At 56.6% G+C, this 22,007-nt stretch carries 6 protein-coding genes; 5 read left to right on the forward strand and 1 reads right to left on the reverse strand.

The genetic code is table 11. The features are described from left to right. Positions 1–96 precede the first annotated feature (96 nt). On the reverse strand, positions 97–1,524 hold the full coding sequence (gene mapR / locus CFBP1590_RS11735) for a GntR family transcriptional regulator MpaR (RefSeq protein WP_029243458.1): 1,428 nt from the start codon (positions 1,522–1,524) through the stop codon (positions 97–99). A 145-nt stretch (positions 1,525–1,669) separates the two neighbouring features. Here mapR and CFBP1590_RS11740 point away from each other — a divergent pair, with 145 nt between their 5' ends. The 5 genes from CFBP1590_RS11740 to CFBP1590_RS11765 all read left to right on the forward strand — a co-directional run bounded on the left by CFBP1590_RS11740 (position 1,670) and on the right by CFBP1590_RS11765 (position 21,703). Beyond that, complete coding sequence (locus CFBP1590_RS11740) at positions 1,670–2,296, forward strand: glutathione S-transferase N-terminal domain-containing protein (protein WP_088235069.1); 627 nt, start codon at positions 1,670–1,672, stop codon at positions 2,294–2,296. 125 nt (positions 2,297–2,421) lie between these two features. After that, positions 2,422–3,198 carry a thioesterase family protein gene (locus CFBP1590_RS11745; RefSeq protein ID WP_058431636.1) on the forward strand — a complete coding sequence of 259 codons (777 nt, stop codon included), beginning with the start codon at positions 2,422–2,424 and terminating at the stop codon, positions 3,196–3,198. Positions 3,199–3,346: 148 nt separating this feature from the next. Further along, positions 3,347–5,044 carry a ShlB/FhaC/HecB family hemolysin secretion/activation protein gene (locus CFBP1590_RS11750; protein WP_088236398.1) on the forward strand — a complete coding sequence of 566 codons (1,698 nt, stop codon included), beginning with the start codon at positions 3,347–3,349 and terminating at the stop codon, positions 5,042–5,044. A 37-nt stretch (positions 5,045–5,081) separates the two neighbouring features. Next, positions 5,082–21,308: a two-partner secretion domain-containing protein gene (locus CFBP1590_RS28700; RefSeq protein WP_231991843.1), complete on the forward strand. Its 16,227-nt coding sequence runs from the start codon at positions 5,082–5,084 to the stop codon at positions 21,306–21,308. Further along, the gene (locus CFBP1590_RS11765; protein ID WP_088235070.1) at positions 21,305–21,703 is read left to right on the forward strand and encodes a hypothetical protein; all 399 of its coding nucleotides are present in this window, start codon (positions 21,305–21,307) and stop codon (positions 21,701–21,703) included. The genes CFBP1590_RS28700 and CFBP1590_RS11765 overlap by 4 nt, the downstream gene beginning before the upstream one ends. The last annotated feature ends 304 nt before the right edge of the window (positions 21,704–22,007 follow it).

Below are 22,007 nucleotides of genomic sequence, written 5' to 3' on the forward strand. Positions count from 1 at the left end.
CATGAGAACCCCTTGATTGATCGGTGTGGATCGCAGGGCAATTATCGGACGCAGGTGAAAACTGGTACAGATTCAGAAAGCGCAAAAAAACAGGGATCAGTTGTGGCGTGTATCCCGGAATGAAGCGAGGATACGGCCCAGAGTTGCCATGGCCTGTTCGCACCGATCGTCCCAGGGGCTGCCGTGATTCAGGCGTGCGCAGTTGCGAAAGCGCTGCGAGGGCGAAAAGATTGGTCCCGGCGCCAGGCTTATGCCTTGCGCCAGGGCCTCCTGAAACAGTCGAAGCGAATCCACGTGTTCGGGAAACTCGAACCACAGAAAGTAGCCGCCGACCGGTTTCGTCACGCGAGTGCCCGCCGGGAAGTAGCGAGCCGCTGCGGCGAGCATGGCACCTTGTTGAATTTCCAGCGTGTCGCGCAGCTTGCGCAGATGCCGGTCATAACCGCCATGATTGAGGTAATCGGCAATCGCCGCCTGCGCAGGCACCGAGGGCGAAATAGTGGTCATGAGCTTGAGACGATTGATCTGCTCGGCGTAACGTCCGCCCGCCACCCAGCCAACCCGGTAGCCCGGCGCAAGGGTCTTGGCAAACGAGCCGCAATGCATGACCCGGCCACTGCGGTCCAGGCTCTTCACCGGCTGCGGCGCGGTGCTGCCGTAATACAGCTCGGCGTACACATCGTCTTCGATCAACGGGACGTCGTGGGTTTCCAGCAGTTCGTACAGCCGGGTCTTCTTTTCCGGCGTCAGGCTCGCGCCCAGCGGGTTCTGAAAACTGCTCATGAACCAGCAGGCCTTGATCGGCAATCGACCGAGACTGTCCTGCAGCGAATCCAGGTCCACACCGTCACGGGGATGCACCGGAATTTCCACGGCTTTCAGTTTCAAGCGTTCCAGCACCTGCAGGCACGCATAAAAGGCAGGCGCCTCGATGGCAACCAGATCGCCGGGCTCGGTGACGCATTGCAGGCACAGGTTCAGCGCTTCCATGGCGCCATTGGTAATCACCAGTTCGTGTGCTGGCAGCCGCACACCGCTGATCATGTAGCGCAGTGCGATTTGCCGACGCAACTCGGCGTTTCCCGTGGTCATGTCATTGATGATGGTTGATGGGGTGAGCGCTCTTGCGGCGATGCCCATGGATTTCGCCAGGCGTGGCAACGGATAAAGATGAGGGCTGGGAAACGCCGAGCCGAACGGAACGGTGTCTGGATCCTTGAGCGACGCCAGCACCGAAAAGATCAGGTCGCTGACACTGACCTCCGTCCCTTCGCTCACATGCCTGACCAGCTCGGGCTCGGTCATGGTCTGCGGGCCGTACTCGCGCACGTAATAACCCGAACGGGCACGCGCCTGAATGAGTCCTTTGTCTTCCAGCAAATAGTAAGCCTTGAAAACCGTTGTCGGACTGACCGAATACGTACGGCTCGCCACACGCACTGAGGGGACTTTTTCGCCGGGTGGCAGAATCCCGCTGCGGATCATTTCAGCGATGTCGGCGGCGAATTTTTCGTAGCGTTTCATGGAAGGCATCGAGAAGAGGGCGGTTGCATGATGCGTGAAGGAGGGCTGTTGCGACAACGCTCCGATGCCTTTCATAGTCGCCGAGCGGTCTGCATGGTCTTTTGATGTCAGCTAGGCTTGATCTTCTTTGCGAGGGATATCAGCCATGTACACGCTCTACGGTGCCAAGGGCTGCGGTTCGGCAGCCATCGAGGTCGCGCTTGAGCTTTGCGCTACACCCTACACATTGATCGACGCCTGCGCCTCGGAAGAGGGACCCGGCAAGGAAGCGTTGAAACAGGTCAATCCCCTGATGCAGGTGCCTGTTCTGGTGCTGCCCGACGGCACCGTCGTGACCGAGAGCGCGGCAATCCTGATTCACCTGGGGCTTGAGTTTCCGGAAGCAGGCCTTCTGCCGCGTGCAGCGCCCCAGCGGTCGCAAGCGCTCCGGGCGCTGATCTATATAGCCACTAACTGCTACATACCCAGCGCCATCATCGACTTCCCGGAACGCTGGCTGGTTGATGGTGATGAGGCGACTCACCGCAAGCTGGAGTCGGGCGCGCGGTTACGCCTTTACTGGCACTGGCAGATGTTCAGCGATCTGTTCGCCAAGCCGGGACATTGGCATCCCGAAGCACCCGGCGCGGTCGAGATCCTGGCCAGCATCGCAAGCCGCTGGAGCGGGGCGCGTGATGACCTGCGTGGTTCGCGACCGACATTTCATGCTTCGCTGTTGCAGATCGATGCTCATCCTGTTGTAAATGCGGTGGTTCAGCGCCACTGGCCGTGAGCGCTCATGTTGAACTGATGAGTGCCTGTTCAGCGTTCGTTCAGTCTGGTCAGGTAAGCTTGACGCCGCCCTCATAGGGCGCTGGTGCTGTGTTGATCCCGATTGATGTTATTCAGGAAAAGACGATGACTTCACTTGCACGGATATTCCAGAGCTTCGACCCCTCCAGTCCCTTCAACGCCCCCGAAAACTGGCTGCAAGGCCGAACGGTTTATGGCGGGCTGACCGCCGCGCTTGCGTTGCATGCTGCGATTCAGGCGGGCGGTTCCGAGCTGCCGCCATTGAAGTCTGCCCAGATCACCTTCGTCGGCCCTGCGATGCACGAGCAGACCTTCAAACCAACCGTGTTGCGTCAGGGGAAGTCAGTCACCGTCATGACCGCCGACTGTTTTTCGTCAGCGCAACTGGCGCTGCACATGACGATGGTGTTTGCCGCTTCGCGTGACAGCCGGATTCTTCACGATTATTCACAGCGGCCCGCCGTCGGCCACCCCGACGATTATTCATTGTGGGATGCAGGGCCACAGGCACCCATTTGTGTTCACAACTTCCAGAAAAAGCCCGCCGGTGGGGCCTTGCCGTTCTCCGGAGTAGTTGATCCCGAACTGTTGATGTGGGTCAGGCACGAGGATGCGCAAGGCATCGATCCAATGGTGGCGCTTATCGCACTGGCAGACGCGTTGCCCCCGGCATCCATCACCACCCTGACAGCCCACGTGCCGCTCAGCACGATCACCTGGACACTGGATATCGTCAACGCGCCTGCGCCGGACCAGTGGTTCTTGCTCAAAACCTCAAGCCATTTGGCGGCTGACGGTTATTCGTTTCAAGACATGGAAATCTGGAGTGAGAGCGGTGAGCTGGTGCTGAGGGGGCGGCAGACGGTTGCGATTTTTGCGTAGCTAAATCCTGTTCGTTTCAGTGCCTCGGGGCTCCTCTGGCCTCGGTAATAAATTTTGTACAAAGTAGTACAAATATTTGACGCCAGTGTAATGGCGAACTAATATCGCGCCCGAATTTAATATCAATATGATATCGCAGGGACGCGTCGTGCATCTGTTCGCTTCAAGATTGGCCGTGCTGGCGCTGCTTGCCGTGGCGCCACTGTCCGCTTTCGCCGCCACCACGCCTGGCGAGCAGGACCTTATCCGTGATCGCCAGGACCGCCTGCTTGAAGAGCAGCGACGCCGGCTTGAAGACCTCAAGGATCTGCCGGGCAAGCAAACCGAGCCTGCTGCTCCGGTCGCGCCTGCCGACACACGCTGTTTCACGATCGATCGCATCGAGCTCAAGGGCGCGGATTCGCTTTCAGCCGCTGAGCGCGACGACCTGATCAAGCCTTATATCGGTCAATGCCTGGGCGTTCCTCAGCTCAACGAGCTGCTCAAGGTCATCACCGATCACTACATCGAAAAAGGTCTGGTGACCACGCGCGCTTATCTGCCGCAGCAGGATCTGTCCAAAGGCGACCTGCAGGTGCTGGTGATTGAAGGCAAGCTCGAGAACCTGCGTGGCGCTGCCGACAGCGGCCTGTCGGCGCGTGAGCTGGCGATGACCTTTCCAGGTCAGGAAGGCACGATGGTCAACCTGCGCGAGATCGAGCAGATGGTCGATCAGCTCAACCGCCTGCCGTCCAATCAGACGCAGATGGAACTGACGCCCGGCAAGGCGGTGGGTGGCAGTGATGTGGTGGTCAAGAACACGCCGCAAAAGCCTTGGCGAGCCAATCTGTCGCGTACCAACGAAGGTCAGCGCAGTACCGGTGAGCAGCAATGGAATGCAGGGATCGAGTGGGATAACCCGCTGGGCCTGGCTGATCAGTTCAGCCTGCGCGGCGGACACGATGCGATCAGTGATCGCCAGAAAGCCTCTCGCAATGCCTCGCTGTCGTACAGCATGCCGTGGGGCTGGTGGACGTTCAGTTACCTGTACAGCACCAGCGAATATCGCTCGGTGGCCCAGGCGTCCAATATCGACTTCAAGCAGGACGGCGACAGCCAGAACCATCAGTTCAGGGCTGAGCGGGTCGTGCACCGTGACGCGCTGAGCAAGACCTCGCTCAATGCCGGTCTGGCGTACCTGCGGACCAACAACTATGTAGAAGACAGCAAGCTGGCACTCAGCAGCAACCGCATCACTGAGGCGCAATTCGGCATCAACCACGGCCGCCGGATAGGCTCTGCGTTTCTCAACATCGACCTGGGCATGCAACAGGGCATTGGCGCGCTGGATGCCCAGGGCAACCATGACCCGGGTCCAGGCCAGGCCGATGCGCGCTATCGCAAATACACCGGCACCCTCAGCTACCTGCAACCGTTTCAGTTATGGGGCGAGAAGCTGACGTTCACCAGCCTCGCCACCGGGCAGCGCAGTGAAGATGTGCTGTTCAGCCCGCAGCGCCAGAGCCTGGGCGGCTCGTCGTCGGTGCGCGGTTACAAGGATCAGTTTCTGTCGGGTGACAGTGGCGGCTACTGGCGAAACGAAATACGACTGACTCGTCCGGTCACCCTCGACTGGATGCGGCCGGTCTTTGCCGAGTATGGCGCCGCGGCCGGTTACGATCAGGGCGTGATCCAAGGCGACCGTTACAACGGCGATCAGCATGGCCGCCTGTCCAGCAATTCATTCGAACTGTTTACCCGTGGCCAGCATGTCGCCGCGTCGGTGACCTTTGCCCGCTCCCTGGAACGTCCCGACGTTATCGAGCGTGAATCGCCGATCTATTTCCGCGTGGATTTCTTCCTGTAACCCAGCCTTTCATCTTTTCCGTTTCGAGGTCACTTACATGGACGTTCACCAGTTTGCTCTGCTCGCCCGTCAGCCTTCTGCGGCGTTGACCGAGCGTCAGCATTTCTGGGGAATGCCCAAGCGTGGCCTTGCGCTGATTCTGGCCAATGCCCTGTTCTGGCAGCCGCTGCTGGTTCAGGCCGAAGGCATCGCGGTCAGTGGCACGGGGACCACGCTGGGCCAGGCCGGCAATGGCGTGCCCATCATCAACATTGCCACGCCCAATGCCAGCGGCCTGTCGCACAACCAGTTCGAGCAGTACAACGTCGACAGTCAGGGCGTGATCCTCAACAACTCGACCAACCAGACCCAGAGCACCCAGCTGGGCGGCATCATCGTCGGCAACTCCAACCTGCGTGGCACAGCGGCCAACACGATTCTCAACGAAGTGGTCGGCGCCAATGCCAGCCAGCTCAGGGGTTACACAGAAGTGGCGGGGCAGGCGGCCCGCGTCATTGTCGCCAACCCGTATGGCATCAGTTGCAACGGCTGCGGGTTCATCAACACGCCGCAGGTCACGCTGACCACCGGCAAACCGATTCTGGACGCCAACGGTCAACTGCAGCGCTTCAACGTCCAGGGTGGCAGCATCTCGATTGACGGCGTGGGGCTGAATGCCGACAACGTCGATCAGTTCGACATCATCACCCGCAGCGCGAAGATCAACGCCGAACTGCACGCCAAGCGCCTCAAGATCATCACCGGTCGCAACGACGTCGATGCACAGACCCTGAACCCGACGGCACTGGCAGACGACGGCAGCAGCAAACCGGAACTGGCGATCGACAGCTCGGCCCTGGGCGGCATGTACGCCGGTGCCATCCGGCTGGTCGGTACCGAAGCGGGCGTCGGCGTCAGGCTCGCCGGAGACCTGGCGGCCAGTGGCGGCGATATCCAGATCGATGCCAACGGCCACCTCAACGTCATGCAGGTGGCGGCGAGCGGCGCGGTTAACGTGCGGGCCAACACCGCAGAGGTCAACGGGCCGGTCTACGCCGGGTCCTCACTGGCGATGACCACCGGCGGTGATCTCACCACCCGGCAGAACGTCGCTGCCCGCGATGCACTGACCCTGTCCGCTGGCGGTCAATTGCGTAACTCGGCCGTGATCGAAGCGGGCGTCAACGCAGACAACAGCCGCAACGCTTCGGGCGATGTGACCCTGTCGGCCAACAGCTTGACCAACAGCGGCAGCATCACCGCCAGCCGCGCCTTGCAGGCGACCGTTACCCAGACGCTCAACAACCAGGGCGCCACACTGAACGGACAGGCCCGCGTATGGGTTGCTGCGGGCGTGATCGACAACCGCCAGTCCGGGCGTATTCTCAGCCAGGGTGGTAACGCTGATATCAATGCCTCTCAAATACTGAACGCACAGAGCGGGCTGATCAGCAGCAGCGGCAATCTGAACATCACCGCCCAAACGCTGGACAACAGCCAGCAAGGCAAACTGTCCAGCGGCGCCGTATTGACCGCGCGCATCTCCGGCCAGGTGCTCAACCAGTTGGGCATCATCAACGCCGCAGGTGGCCTGCTGCTGAACACCGGCACCGTGGACAACCGCACCGGTGAAATCTCCAGCCTGGGCAACCTGACCGCCACGCTCGTTCAGTTCGACAACAGCAGCAACGGTCGCCTGTTGGCCAACGGTACCTTGCAGCTCACAGCTGACACGCTGAACAACCAGAACGCCGGATCAGTGTCCGGCCAGCAGAACGTGCAACTGACGCTGGGGCAACTGACCAACACCGGCAAAGGCAGCGTTTACGCCAGAAACAACCTGGGCGTGACCGCCACCAGAGCCGTGAATAACGATCAGGGCGTGCTGCGCAGTGATGGCACCCTGAACCTGAGCGCGGCGAGCCTTGCCAGCAGCGGCGGCAGCGTCACCAGCGCCGGAACGGCCTCGATTACCACCACTGCAGCCGTCGTCAACCAGGGCGGACAGATGCTCAGTGATGCCAGCCTGACGTTGACCAGCGGTTCGCTGGACAACAGTCAGAGCGGTCGCATTGCAGCGAACGGCGTGACCGTCACCACGGGCGCATTCGACAACCACAAGGACGGCCGCCTGACCAGCACCGGCACCCTTGGGCTGACTGCCGCTCAGGTCAACAACACCGAGGCGGGCCGGATCGCCAGCGCCATGGCCCTGACAGCGGTGGTCACCGGCCTTGATCAGACCAATGATGGTCGTCTTTATAGCAACAGTGATGTCAGCCTGGATCTGAATAACGGTGTGCTGAACAACCAGGATGGTTTGATCAACGCACCCGGCCAGTTGGTGCTGAAAAATCTGAATGTGGTGAGTAACCGGAGCGGCGAGATTTCCAGTGCGAATGGTTTCTCGCTGGCGGCCACTTCGTTGGACAATACCGAAGGTTCGATACTGAGCGACAAGGCGCTGATCCTTCGCGTCAACCAGCTGCTGACCAACCTGCGCGGGATGGTATCTGCCAATGGCCTCGAGCTGCACGCGGCAACCCTGAACAACCAGAACGCGGAAATTTCCAGCCTCGGGGCGCTCACAGCAACGGTCGGCCAGTTCGATAACAGTCAGAAAGGCCGTTTGATGGCCAACGGCACCCTACAACTGACGGCCGACAATCTGGACAACCAGAACGCCGGTTCGGTATCCGGCCAGCAGAACGTTCAACTGACGCTGGGGCAACTGACCAACACCGGCAAGGGCAGCGTTTACGCCAGAAACAGCCTGGGCGTGACTGCCACCAGAGCCGTCAATAACGATCAGGGCGTGCTGCGCAGTGATGGCACCCTGAACCTGAGCGCGGCGAGCCTTGCCAGCAGCGGCGGCAGCGTCACCAGCGCCGGAACGGCCTCGATTACCACCACTGCAGCCGTCGTCAACCAGGGCGGACAGATGCTCAGTGACGCCAGCCTGACGTTGACCAGCGGCTCGCTGGACAACAGTCAGAGCGGTCGCATTGCAGCGAACGGCGTGACCGTCACCACGGGCGCATTCGACAACCACAAGGACGGCCGCCTGACCAGCACCGGCACCCTTGGGCTGACTGCTGCTCAGGTCAACAACACCGAGGCAGGTCGCATCGCCAGCGCCATGGCCCTGACGGCGGTGGTCACCGGTCTTGATCAGACCAGTGATGGTCGGCTTTATAGCAACAGTGATGTCAGCCTCGATCTGAATAACGGTGTGCTGAACAACCAGGATGGTTTGATCAACGCACCCGGTCAGTTGCTGCTGAAAAACCTGAATGTGGTGAGTAACCGGAGCGGCGAGATTTCCAGTGCGAATGGTTTCTCGCTGGCGGCCACTTCGTTGGACAATACCGAAGGTTCGGTGCTGAGCGACAAGGCGCTTATCCTTCGCGTAAACCAGCTGCTGACCAACCTGCGCGGGATGGTATCTGCCAATGGCCTCGCGCTGCACGCGGCAGCCCTGAACAACCAGAACGCGGAAATCTCCAGCCTCGGGGCGCTCACAGCAACGGTCGGCCAGTTCGATAACAGCCAGAAAGGCCGTTTGATGGCCAACGGCGCGTTGTTGCTGACGGCAGACAGTTTCGACAACCAGGCCAACGGCGTGGTCTCCGGGCAGCAATCCGTCCAGTTGAATCTCGGTGAATTGACCAATACCGGCAGCGGTCGGATTTACGGCAAAAACAGCCTGGGTTTCAACATTGCCAGTGCATTGAACAATGAACAGGGCGTCATCCGCAGCGATGGCACGTTGTCCCTGACGGCCGCATCGCTGAACAACACCAGCGGCAGTATTTCCAGTGCGCAAACCGCTACGATTACTGCCACCGGAGCTGCGGTCAATAACGGCGGTGAGGTGCTGAGCGACGCCAGTCTTAAGCTCACGACAGGTCGTCTCGATAACGCTCGCAAAGGGCGAATTGCCGGTAACGGCATTGAGTTGACCACCGGAACGTTCGAAAACCAGAACAGCGGAAGCCTCATCAGCAGCGGAGTCATGAGCCTGACTGCCGGCCAGGTCAATAACAGTGAGGCGGGTCGCATCGCCAGCGCGATGGCATTGACTGCCGTGGTGACTGCCCTCGACCAGACCAATGATGGTCGGTTGTATGGCAACAGCGATGTCAGCCTCGATTTGAGTCACGGTGTATTGAATAACCAGGGAGGGCTGATCACCGCTCCGGGCCAGTTGATTCTGAAAAACCTGACCACCGTCAATAATCGGAGCGGTGAAATTTCCAGCGCCAACGGCTTCACGCTGACGGCCAACTCGATGGATAACACCGCCGGTTCATTAATCAGCGACAAGGCACTGATCGTGCGCGTTGATAAGTTGCTGAACAACCTGCGCGGGCTGATTTCTGCCACAGGTCTTGAACTGAATGCCGCGACGCTGAACAACCAGAATGCAGAAGTCTCAAGCCTGGGTACGCTGACGGCAACAGTGGGTCAATTCGATAACAGCCGCAAAGGCCGCTTGCTGGCCAACGGGGCTCTTTTGCTGACGGCCGACAGTCTCGATAACCAGACCGCAGGCGTGGTCTCAGGCCAGCAGTCTGTACAACTTAATCTGGGCCAGTTGACCAACACGGACAGCGGTCGGATTTACGGCAAAAACAGTCTGGGCTTTAACGTTACCGATGCGCTGAACAATAGTCAGGGCGTTGTTCGCAGCGATGGAACGTTGGAGCTGAAGGCTGCATCGCTGAACAATACAGGCGGCAGCATCACCAGCGCTGATACGTCCTTGCTGACTGTTACCGGAAACGTCGTCAGCCAGGGCGGTGAGATATTGAGCAGCGCCGACCTGAGGCTTGACAGCGCAAGTCTGGATAACAGCAAGAATGGCCGTATCGCAGGCAAAGGGGTAACGGTCGATACGGGAGCGTTCGACAACCAGCAGGGCGGTCGCCTGACCAGCACGGATGTGCTGAGTCTGACCGCGGCTCAGGTCAACAACAGTGAGGCAGGCCGTATCGCCAGTGCGAAAGCGCTGACGGCGTTCGTCACCGGCCTAGATCAGAGCAAGGACGGCCGGCTCTACAGTAATAGCGACGTCAGCCTCGATTTGAACAACGGTGTGCTGAAGAACCTGGGCGGTTTGATCACGGCCCCTGGCCAACTGCTCTTGAGAAACCTGACCACAGTCGATAACCGGAATGGCGAAATCTCCAGCGCCAATGGTTTCAAGCTGTCGGCCACTTCGCTGGACAACACTGACGGTTCGGTTATCAGCGAGCAGGCACTGATCGTGCGCGTCGATAAGTTGCTTACCAACGTGCGCGGTCTGGTTTCCGGCATGGGGATCGATCTTGGTGCAAATGAACTGAACAACAATGGCGGCAGCGTCAGCAGTGATGATGATCTGATCATTGATGTGAAGGACGCTCTGTCAAACCAACTGGGTGAACTGACCAGCGCCGGCAAAACCGATTTGGCTTCCCTGAGCCTGGACAATACCCAGGGTCAGGTCATGGCCGACAAGTTTCTGAACATGGTCGTTGGCAAGGCGATCAACAATCAGGTAGGCACCTTGGGGTCAGGGCAGGGCGTTGATATTCACGCGGTGAGCCTGGACAACAGTCAGTCTGGATCGGTAGTGACCGACGGCAAGCTTTCTCTCGTTCTGACGGGGGCACTGGACAATCAAACCGGGGGCAGCCTGCAGGCCAAGGGGCTGATGGATCTATCCAGCTTCTCAGTGGACAACCGTGGCGGCAGCATCATCGCCAGGGATCTGCTGATCGTACACAGCGACAGCGTCGCCAACCGCGGCGGAGCCATCCGTGCTGAAAAAGGCATGCAGCTGTTCGTCGATGAACTCGACAACAATCAGGCAGATCTGGCGGCAAAACAGAAAGGCGGTATTCAGAGTAACGCTGGCCTTGAGTTGAAAGGCACGTTTCTGGATAACCGGAGCGGCCTGCTCAATGCTGCTGACCTGATGAAATTACAGGTGACAACAGCGCTCAACGACTCGGGACGTATCGCCAGTCAGGCTGATCTTGTTACTGAAATCGACAGCCTGACCCAGAAAGGCGGTGAGCTGGTTGCGCAAGGTGATCTGACCTTGATCGGCAAGACGCTGGATAACCGGTCGGGTGGTCTGGTAGGCGCAACAAAAGCGCTGAAACTCAATGTGGACGATATCGACAACCGCAACGGTGAGATATCCAGCCAGATCGGCGTAGACATCACTGCCAAAACGCTTGAGAACAGTGACGGCGGCAAGGTTCTAGCCGGTACTGCGCTGGAATTGGAAGTGGCGCGCATCATCAACCTTAACAAGGGGCTGCTTTTCGGCAACACCTTGCATCTGGACGGCGCTCGGCTGGACAACGCGGGCGGCACGCTGGCCTCTCAGAACAACCTGACCGTCCTGCTGACCGGCGCACTGGACAACACGGGCGGCCTGCTCAGCAGCGAAGCCGCACTAAGTGTGACAGCCGATTCGCTGCAAAACGCCAAGGGCAGTCTGTCCAGCGCTGATGCATTGCAGATTGATACAACAGGCGCGCTGTTTAACCAGTCCGGTTCTGTTACCACAGATTCAACGCTCACGATCTCCAGTGCCAGCCTCGACAACAGCCAGGGCGGAGCGTTGTCTGGCAAAGGTGCGACCAAGGTCACTGTTACTGTCGGCACATTCGACAACAGTCAGAAAGGCCGCCTGACCAGCAGCGATACGCTTGAACTGACAGCAGGCAAGGTCATCAACCAGAGTGCCGGGCGTATCGCCAGCGCACTGGCATTGACCGCCACGGTCACCCGTCTTGATCAGCAGGCGGGCGAAATGTTCAGCAACACCTCGTTGAGTCTGGACCTCAACAACGGGCAGTTGAACAACCAGGGCGGCCTCATCAATGCCTCCGGCCTACTGCTGCTGAAAAACCTCAAAGGCGTTGCAAACCAGAGCGGCGAAATATCCAGCAATCAGGCCTTCACAGTGAAGGCCGGTAGCCTTGATAACAGTGGCGGCAAGTTGCTGAGCGGCCAGAAGTTGACGCTGGTCATCGACGAGGCGCTGGCCAACGTCAAAGGCTCTATTTCCGCTGCTGCGTTGGATATGCATAGCGCGGTGCTGGACAACACCACAGGCTTGATCAGCAGCCGTGGCGCGTTGGACCTGACTGTCGACACCGCTCTGAACAATACGAAAGGCGTGGTCATTGCCGATGCAGACGTAGAACTGTATGCGGCTTCCGTCGACAACCTTGAAGGTCAGCTTGCCAGCAAGAAAAACCTTGTCGCGCACATAGGCAATCTGCAGCAGAAAGGCGGCCAATTGATCGCGCAGGGCTCTCTGACGCTGACCGGTGATGCACTGACCAACAGCAACAAGGGCCTGATTGGTGCAACCCAGGCGCTGAGTATCAATGTTGCTGATATTGACAACCGTGGTGGCGAGATCTCGGGTCAGGACACGATCACACTGACCGGAGCCAGGCTGAATAACAGCGACAGCGGCCAGGTTCTTGCGCAGAAAGCCCTGAAACTGAACGTCGCCCGGACTACCAATCAGAACGATGGCCTGCTATCCAGCACGACCGGCCTGACGGTCGTCGGCACGGCACTGGACAACACCGGCGGAACGTTAAGTGGGCTGCAGGACATCAATATCGATTTGTCCGGGCTGCTCGATAACACAAAGGGCCTGGTCAGCAGCGAAGGTACGCTGACCCTGAAGGCTGGCAGCCTGACCAACACCGCTGGCAATGTTTCCAGTGCTGACACCCTGTATCTGCGTAGCGTCGGAGCATTCGGCAATCAGGGCGGCAAGCTGGTGACCGATGGTGCACTCGATCTGGGGAGCGGGGTCCTCGATAACAGCCAGCGCGGCACCATCAGCAGCAAGGGCTTGCTGAAGCTCACTACGGGCGATTTCGATAACAGTCAGAATGGGCGTGTCAGCACCGGTGACCGACTGGAGCTGACCGCCGCGAAACTCACCAACAGCAGTGGCGGCAGCATCGGCAGCAGTCAGGCAATGACCGCAAGCGTCAGCCGTCTGGATCAGCAGAAAGGCACTCTGTTCAGCAACACCTCACTCAGCCTTGATCTGAACAATGGCCAACTGGACAACCAGAGCGGACTTATCAATGCCCCAGGCACGCTGCTGCTGAAAAATCTGGGTGTGGTGTTGAACCAGGGTGGCGAAATTTCCAGTGGGCAGGCGTTCACGCTGTCTGCAAACAGCCTTGAAAACAACGGCGGCAAGGTACTCAGCAATCAATTCCTCACTCTGCGTATTGCCAATGCACTGAATAACGTCAAAGGCATGATCGCCGCAGCAGGTGTGGATGCCAAGGCAGGCACGCTGGACAACACCGGTGGGACCCTGACCAGTCGCAACGATCTGGAACTGACGGTTACCGGGACGCTGACCAATCGCGAAAAAGGCCTCATCAACGCGAACCAGTTTCTTGAATTGGGTTCGGGCGTCCTTGATAACCAGACAGGCCAGTTACTGGCTAAAACGGGTCTGACGCTAGACGCAACAACGATCAATAACACCGTCAACGGCTTGATCAATAGCGGCAGTACGCTGGTTCTGACAGCCAACAGTCTGAATTCGGGCAACGGTGGTGAAGTTTCGGCATTGGGCGCGATGAGCGTCACCCTTGATGCGCTGTCATTCGACTCTGGACGTTTGATGGGCAACACCAGTCTGTCCATTGATCTGAAAAACGCTGATCTGGATAACCGTGGCGGACTGGTTTCTGCCAAAGGCTCTCTGACGTTCAAGCGCGTACGCGACTTCATCAACCAGTCAGGCGAAATCTCCAGCTCACAGAGCTTTGAGCTGAACGGCCGTGCGCTCGATAACACAAACGGCAAGGTCATCAGCAGCGACGTACTGACGGTCGCAACCGACAGCGTCAATAACCAGAACGGCCTGCTTTCCGGTTGGCAACGTCTGGACGTTCACGGCAAAAGTCTCGACAACCGCAACAACGGGACGCTGTCCAGTCGCAACGGCTCGGTTGGCGTTGACCTGAGCGGTGCGTTGCTCAACAGCGGTGGCGGGGCACTGGTCAGCCAGACGGCACTGACTGTCACGTCTGACAGCCTCAGCAACAGTGGAGGCATCCTGTCCAGCGGTGCTGGCCAGAGTCTGACCGTTACCGGTCGGTTGGACAACAGTCAGAAAGGCTTGATTGACAGCGGAGCCGGACTGACGATCAAAGCCGCTACGCTTGATAACACCGCTGGCAACCTGACGGCCGCGCAGGACCTGAGTTTCGAGGGCGGAACTCTCGACAACAGCGCGGGAAACCTCAGCAGCAGAGGCGCGATGACCCTCGACCTGCTGGCTGCCCTGACCAACACCAACGGGAAGCTGGCCAGCGGCGGCGCGTTATTGCTGCGTCGCAGTACCCAGATCAATAACCAGGGCGGCCAACTGGTCAGCAAGAGCCTGTTGACGCTCAATACAGCCGGGCAACTGGATAACAGTAACCGCGGCACACTCGCATCTGACGGTAAGCTGCATCTCATCGCCACCGGTAATGTGGTCAACGCTACAGACGGCCTGATCTACAGTCAGGGCGGCGATGTAGAGGTGGACGCGGCAGGTCTCGACAACAAACTTGGCACGTTGCAAAGCCAGGGAGCGCTTCGCGTATCTGTTAACAAAGACGTCGATAACCTGAATGGCCGCATTATCGCCCAAGGGGGCGATCTGGGCGTTACCGCAGCAAATCTCAACAGCCAGGGTGGTGTGCTTTCCAGTTTGCAGGGTGCATTCACTTCGACCATTACCGGCGTGTTGAACAACGGTTATGACGGCAAGCGGCAAGGAGGTGTGATCCAGGCTCAGCGTCTCAACCTGACCGCGTTGGGCGGCTTCAATAACTACGGCGGTCGTGTTTCTGCCCGGACCGGCGAAGCGCTGATAACCACGTCGGATTTCGATAACCGTAATGGCGGTCTGTACGCGAAAGGGTTGGTGCGCGTCAAGGGCGTCAACTTCGATAACAGCGGTGATAACGACGGCCAGATTGCGGGCGGCCAGATCGAACTCGATCTCGGCGGGCTGCTGAACAATCGCCTGGGCATCATCGAGAGTGACAGCACGCTGAACATCCGCGCCGCGAATCTGGACAACCAGACCGGCCAGCTTCGCGCGCTGGGGGCAGGTGGTTCGACACTCTTCCAGATCGGCAGCCAGTTCGACAACCGCAGCGGCCGACTGGAAGTGGCAAGCAGCGACCTGACGCTTAACGCGGCCAGCTTCCTCAATGCCAATGGTTCTCTGCTGCATACCGGAGAAGGCACCTTCGCGATCTCCACGCCCAATCTGACCAATGCTGGCGGCAGTGTCGTAACGCGCGGCGGACTGACGCTCGCGGCTGACAGCTGGACAAACAGTAGCGTGATTCAGGCAGGGAGATTGACGGTCAATGTCGGGACATTCAATCAGACGGCGAGCGGGCAGTTGCTGGCGTCGGATGCATTTGTCGGGACGGGGGGGAACTGGATCAATGATGGGTTGATAGCTAGTGATGGGAGCTTGAGTCTAGAAAACGAGGGGGCTTATTCGGGAGGGGGGCGAGTAGCTAGTCTCGGTAGCCTAAAGTTGGCGGCTAGCAAACTTTCTTTGAATGGTACGTCAAGTGTCGCGGGCGGTGCTCACAGCGAGCTTAAGGCGTCTGGGCAGCTCGATAATTACGGTCGTATATCTTCGGCTGCGGATCTTGTGGTGACTGCAAGTGTAATTAATAATTATGGGTCTTTAGGAGGGGCTTTGGATGTTGCTGTAAATGCATCTTCGGTGCTCAATCACGGTGGATTGATTTATAGTGGTGCGAATATAAAACTAGGCGCTAGTGATTTTTCAAACCAGAAAGGAGATATTTACAGCTTAGGTAATACTTTTATTGTTGGTAATGGGGTGGAGCAAGCTGGTCGAGTTGCAAATATCTCAGGAAGCATGGAAAGCGGAGGTGACTTTTCCATAGGCGCCAAAGTTTTTGAAAATCGAACAGAGGGAATTGATGGTAAGAAAGGGTCTGCAGGCCGTACGCTTACTAAAGCCATATTGGCTTTACAATGTCTTGACTGTAAAGGCGACACCTATTCAGTTAATTACGTATTGAGAGAGTTTTTTGAAGGCGTATCAGATAGCGACGAATCTGCATCTTCTTTGATTGCTGCTGGGCGTGATTTTTATTTTTCTGGTGGGGATTTTTTAAATAGTAAAAGCAATATTAATGCTGGTCGCAATATTAGCGTCAACGCTGTTGATTTCAGAAATATTGGTGCGATTGGAGGTGATATTGAGCGTACACGTATCTACAAGGCCGATGGGGTCTCAGATAATAGTGTTTATAGTGAGCTAGATCTGCTAAAAGCTTATAATCAGCGTAATAATCCTGAGTTTCCTAATATTTATTATGTCGGTGTTGATGGGGAGCTCCGGTTGGGTGTGGTGGTGCCTGAAATAACTTCGGTTGGGTCCGATACTCCAGTAGATTGGACCGTGTACATGATAAAAGATCCCGTGACTTTGCAGTATGTTGAAAATGTACCTTATTCTGAATACTACACTGAAGGTGGGTTTAATAGAACTTTGCCAGTGTCTATGTATGACCCGCATAACCTATTCCAAACGATACCGGACGAAATCGCGAGGCACAATTTAGTAAGTGATGTGGAGAGGGCTCGTGACGGTAACGTAGGAGGACGAAGTGCTGTAATTCAGGCAGGGGGCAACGTTTCTATAAGCGCAACGCAGCAGTTACAGAATAGTGTTATTCGTCAGGATTATCTGGCAGGTGGTGGCGTCAGTAAAGTCCAAGATACGAGAACTTCAGGTGCAGGTACAACAGTTATTAGAATAAACGCCCAACTCCCCCCTGACCTTGCTCAACAACAAGTCAACCCACTTGCCCTGCCAGGTTTCAGCCTGCCGACAGGCCAGAATGGCCTGTTCCGTCTTAGTGGTCAATCAGGCAACACGAGTTCTATTTCCCAGGCCACCGGCACCCCGCAGAGCTGGACAATAGGCGGCGCGAGCATTTCGCTGGCTCAGCGTGAGCAATCTGTTCCTGATGCGCAGCCTGGCATCATTCAACTCGATGCCGTCGGACAGATCGACAGCGCCACTCGCCAGCTTGCGCTAACCACACGGCAGGCTGCCGGTGTGAGTGCGAATGCATCAACCTTCGACACCAGTGCTCCGGGTTTTTCGAACGCTGGTGGATTCATCTTGCCGGGTCACAGCTCAGACGCCGCTGGCGTAACTCTGGTCGATACAGTTGCCGGAGTGACAGCGAGCAATCAGGGCAACGGCGCTCTATTGCCTGTTCAAAGTAACGGCTCGTCGACCGCAGTGCCGTTGATTACCGCAGCCTCATCCAGTGGTGGCACGATCCAGAATCCTGGGGCGGTGCAGGGCGGCGCGATCACCTCGGTTACACAGGTCATCGGTACGTCAGTAGCCAGTCAGATCCCGACTTCCGCCAGACCGTCAGTGATCGCTCAAGCCAATCAGGTGACCAGCGCAGCGCAGCCGGTTGTTGTCTCTCAGAGCAACGCTATCAGCCCTGTCGCAGGTGCCGCCTCGCAAACGGTCGCGAAGGTTCAGGGGCTGCCAAACAGCACATTCGTCTCCAAGCCTCAGAAATACCTGATCGAAACCAACCCGGTACTGACTGAACTCAAGCAGTTCATGAGTTCGGATTACCTGCTTGCAGGTCTCGGCTACGACCCGGAAGTCAGTGCCAAACGTCTGGGCGACGGTCTTTACGAGCAGCGGCTTGTGCAACAAGCGGTGGTCGCTCGTACCGGTCAGGCGTTCATTCAGGGACAGACCTCCAACGAAGCGCAGTTCAAGTACCTGATGAACAACGCTATCGCGAGTAAGCAACAACTGAACCTCGCTGTCGGCGTATCGCTGAGTTCGCAGCAGGTTGCCGCGCTGACCCACGACATCGTCTGGCTCGAAGAACATGAAGTGAATGGCGAAAAGGTCCTGGTTCCGGTGTTGTACCTGGCGCAGGCGGATAACCGTTTGGGACCAACCGGTGCATTGATCGCCGGTAACGACGTCTCGCTGATTGCTGGCCAGAACCTCGATAACGTCGGCACATTACTCGCCAGCAACAATCTCTCCGCCGTCGCGGGCAACAACCTTGTCAATGCCGGTTTGATAGAGGCGGGCAATCGCCTGGACTTGCTGGCAGGCAACGATCTGATCAACACGGCAGGCGGCATCATCAAAGGCCGTGATGTGTCCTTGACCTCGCTCAATGGTGACGTGATCAACGAGCGCAGCATCACGTCGATGGACAACGATGTCCGTGGACAGCGACACAGCGAGTTCGCCGACAGCGCGGCGCGCATCGAAGCTGCCAACGACATGAGCATTTCGGCTGGTCGTGACTTCATCAACCGTGGCAGCGTTCTGGAAAGCGGGCGTGATCTGAATATTGTTGCCGGACGTGATTTGACGATCGGGACTACGGAAGTCAATAACAGCCTGTTCTTCGACAAAAACCACAATAGTAGCGACATCACCCAGCTGGGCTCTACTGTCACTGCTGGACGTGATCTGGGCGCCAAGGCTGGCCGCGATATCTCCCTGATTGCCAGCGACATCGATGCCAAGCGCGACATCGCAATGGCTGCCACGGAAAACATGACCATCAGCTCTGCGGCGGACGAAGAGCACTCCCTGTCCAAAAGCAAGAAACTGACCCGTCAGGAAGATCACGTCAGCCAGATCGCTACCGACCTCAACGCTGGTGGCAGCGTGGCCCTGCAAGCCGGTCAGAACCTCGCCGTGATCTCCAGTCGGATTACAGCAGGTCAGCAAGCGTACCTGGTGGCGGGCGAAAACCTCGACATCCTCGCGGCGCAAGACAGTGACTACTCGCTGTACGACAAGAAGAAAAAGGGCTCGTTTGGTTCCAAGAACTTCAAGCGCGATGAAGTGACCGATGTGAAGAACATCGGAAGTGAAATCACGACTGGCGGTGATCTGGTTCTGGCGAGTGGTGGCGATCAGAAGTATCAGGTGGCGAAGCTGGAGAGCGGGAAAGACCTGACGATTGAGAGTGGCGGGGCGGTGACGTTTGAGGGGGTGAAGGATCTTCACGACGAAAGCCATACTAAAAGTAAAAATGACGCGTTCTGGACTTCCTCGAAGGGCAAGGGCAATACCGACGAGACACTTCGTCAGACGCAAATGTCTGCGAAAGGCAGCATCGCGATCAACGCTGTTAATGGGCTGGCAATCGATGTCAAACAGATAGATCAACAGACCGTAAGCCAATCTATCGATGCGATGGTTAAAGCCGATCCACAACTTGCTTGGTTAAAACAAGCTGAAGCAAGGGGGGATGTGGATTGGCGATTGGTGAAAGAGGTTCATGAGTCATTTAAGTATCAGAACTCTGGGTTAGGCCCTGCATCTCAACTGATTATTGCGATTGCTCTGGCTGCTGTCATGGGACCGATGATGGCCAGCCTGAACGCTATGGTGCAGGCTGGCGCTGTCAGTGTTGCTACCAAAGCCACAGTCAGCACGATTGACAATCGGGGTAATCTTGGAAGAGTTCTGAAAGATGTTACATCCAAGGACAGCATCAAGGGGTATGCGGTGGCAGTCGCGACGGCTGGCGTTGCTGATGGCCTCGGATACACGCCAGATAGCGTGGATTTTGATATCCCCAGTGCCAAAGCTGTCGCGTTAAAAATAACTGCAGATGCAGTGATAAAAACCGCAGTGTACGGCGGTAGTTTTGCGGACAATCTGGCTAGCTCGTTTGTAGGCACAGCGGCCAGCATAGGAGGGGCTGTAGGTGCAGGTCAGATCGGTAACTCAGGTTTTGCCGACGGCGGCCTTGTCAAGATCCTTCTGCATGCTGGTTTGGGTGGTCTGCTAGCCGAAGCCATGGGAGGAGACTTTCGTGCGGGGGCTTTTGTAGGCGGTGCGAATGAAGTTTTGGTAGGGCTCCTCGGGGATAAGCTACTCCCTTCAAACCTCCTCAAGGGAACACGAGAGTACGAGCAGGCCCAAGCGAATCTTTTAGCGCTATCGCAAATTGTCGCGGTCCTGGGCGCTACGGCCGGTAATTCGGATGCTCAAGTCGCTGCTGCTGTAGCGGCAAACGCCACCCAATACAACTGGCTATTACACTCTGAGATCCGGGCGGCTGATGAGGCTCGGGCTGCATGTGGAAAAATGGGTGGGAACGTTGAAGCCTGTCAGGCTAATATCACTCGTGGGATGGATGAGCTTGACAAAGCAAGAGACTATGAGCTGGAAGAGCGCAAACGCCTTATTCAACTCCAGTCTTTTAAAGACGGCGGGTGGAGCCTAGGTGAATACAACAAGGCACTTTTTGATGACTATTTTGCCCTCAAGGGCGTAGATCCCAACCAGGTAACATTTAACGGATATGCTCCCGCAAAAACATTGGGTTACATGCTTTCCGAGCGCGGCATCGGCAGTATTAACGAAGCGATACAATGGCCAGGCAAGATTGTTGATTCTTTAGCAGGCCTTGCTCAACCCATTAATACAGTTGTCGGCGCGGCCCAAGACATATGGTCAGCGGCAAATTCGGGGGTGGAATGGGCAACCAGTCCGATCCCTGCGCAGGGGCTTGAGCGCTTGGGTGATCAGCTACTGGCACAGTCTGACCAGCAGGCAGGCGCACTGATCTTCGATGTAGCCACTGGGTTGATTACCTCCGTCAGCGGAGGTATTGTCACCAAGTGGATTGGAGGCAGATGGGTAACGGTTGCAGCCAACGATAAAAACCTTACAACCTCTTTTGTTGATGCTGACGCAGGTACCAAAGGCCCTGCATCCGGTTTGGTTACTGGAGAAACAAGTGTTGTAGGTACCGGAAAAGCTGCCGCCAATGACTCGAGCTATGATGGTTTCCAAAGTGAGGGAGGTAATGCTCTTCAGCTATTGCCTGAATTCTCAAATGGAAGGAAAGCCTTCGAGCATTACGCTAAACATTCTCAAGGCGTAGTATTGGGTGCGAAAGGAAAAGCGGTGGCTAAGCAGGATGGTGCTGATATGCCCGAGTTTACTTCTTTGGATTCTTATGTAAGCGCTGCAAGATCCTTTTGGTCACCCTCTGCTAGAAGTGGTATTCAGCAGGGGGTAAGAGCAGACGGCTCTACCCTTAGGTTTGAACCTTCTACAGGTTATTTTGGTGTGATGCGAAATGGTAAAATAAATACTTTCTTTAGACCCGATGGCGATGCTGCAGCTCAACTAAAATACTTTAAGGATCAGTTATGAGTACTGAAAATATTGCTGATTTGTGTTTGGGGGTTTTGAAAGATCTCGGTTTTGGGGATGAAAGTGTCAGTTCTTTGGTTGAAAGATGGCAAGAATTTGTCGATGAATGTAGAAGTGGTTATGCTTGGGATTACTCTGAATACAAAAACGAAATTAGGGTGAGGGGGTTGCTGCAGTGTTTGTTGGATCATCCGGAAATTTGTAAGGCGGGTGAGGTTAAGTGGATATTTGAAGAGGTTCTCCGTCTTGATGATGAGTTTAAATCCCTGTTGCAGCCTGGCGTTAGTCTTAGTCGCGGTGAAGGGTGGTGGGATACAGGGGTTTTGATATATGGTGGAGAGGAGTATTGTCAGTATATGAAAAATGCTCATGGCATATCGGTCCGGCAAGTGTAGGTATGGCTTTGCTTTCAGTTTAATAATGGTCTGTATGATGCTGGTTTCTGATATTGGTTGAGGTTCAATGTTTTTTGTTTTTTGTTTTTTGTTTTTATGGCTGTATTTGTCAAGGGGGCGTGAAGACTTTCTATCGGCAGGTGTTTATATGGGTTTCTGATAGAGTGTTTACCCCAATTTAAGTCTGCGGGGACAGATGCAGATGCTGACAATGGTCGGACACCAAAAATGCGCTCCCAAACATGGTTCGATCAATAAACTATCAAAATGAGGCTTTTAAAAGCTTGCTTAAACGTTGAATCAG

Origin of the sequence: Pseudomonas viridiflava, assembly GCF_900184295.1 — a bacterium.
Classification (GTDB): domain Bacteria; phylum Pseudomonadota; class Gammaproteobacteria; order Pseudomonadales; family Pseudomonadaceae; genus Aquipseudomonas; species Aquipseudomonas viridiflava.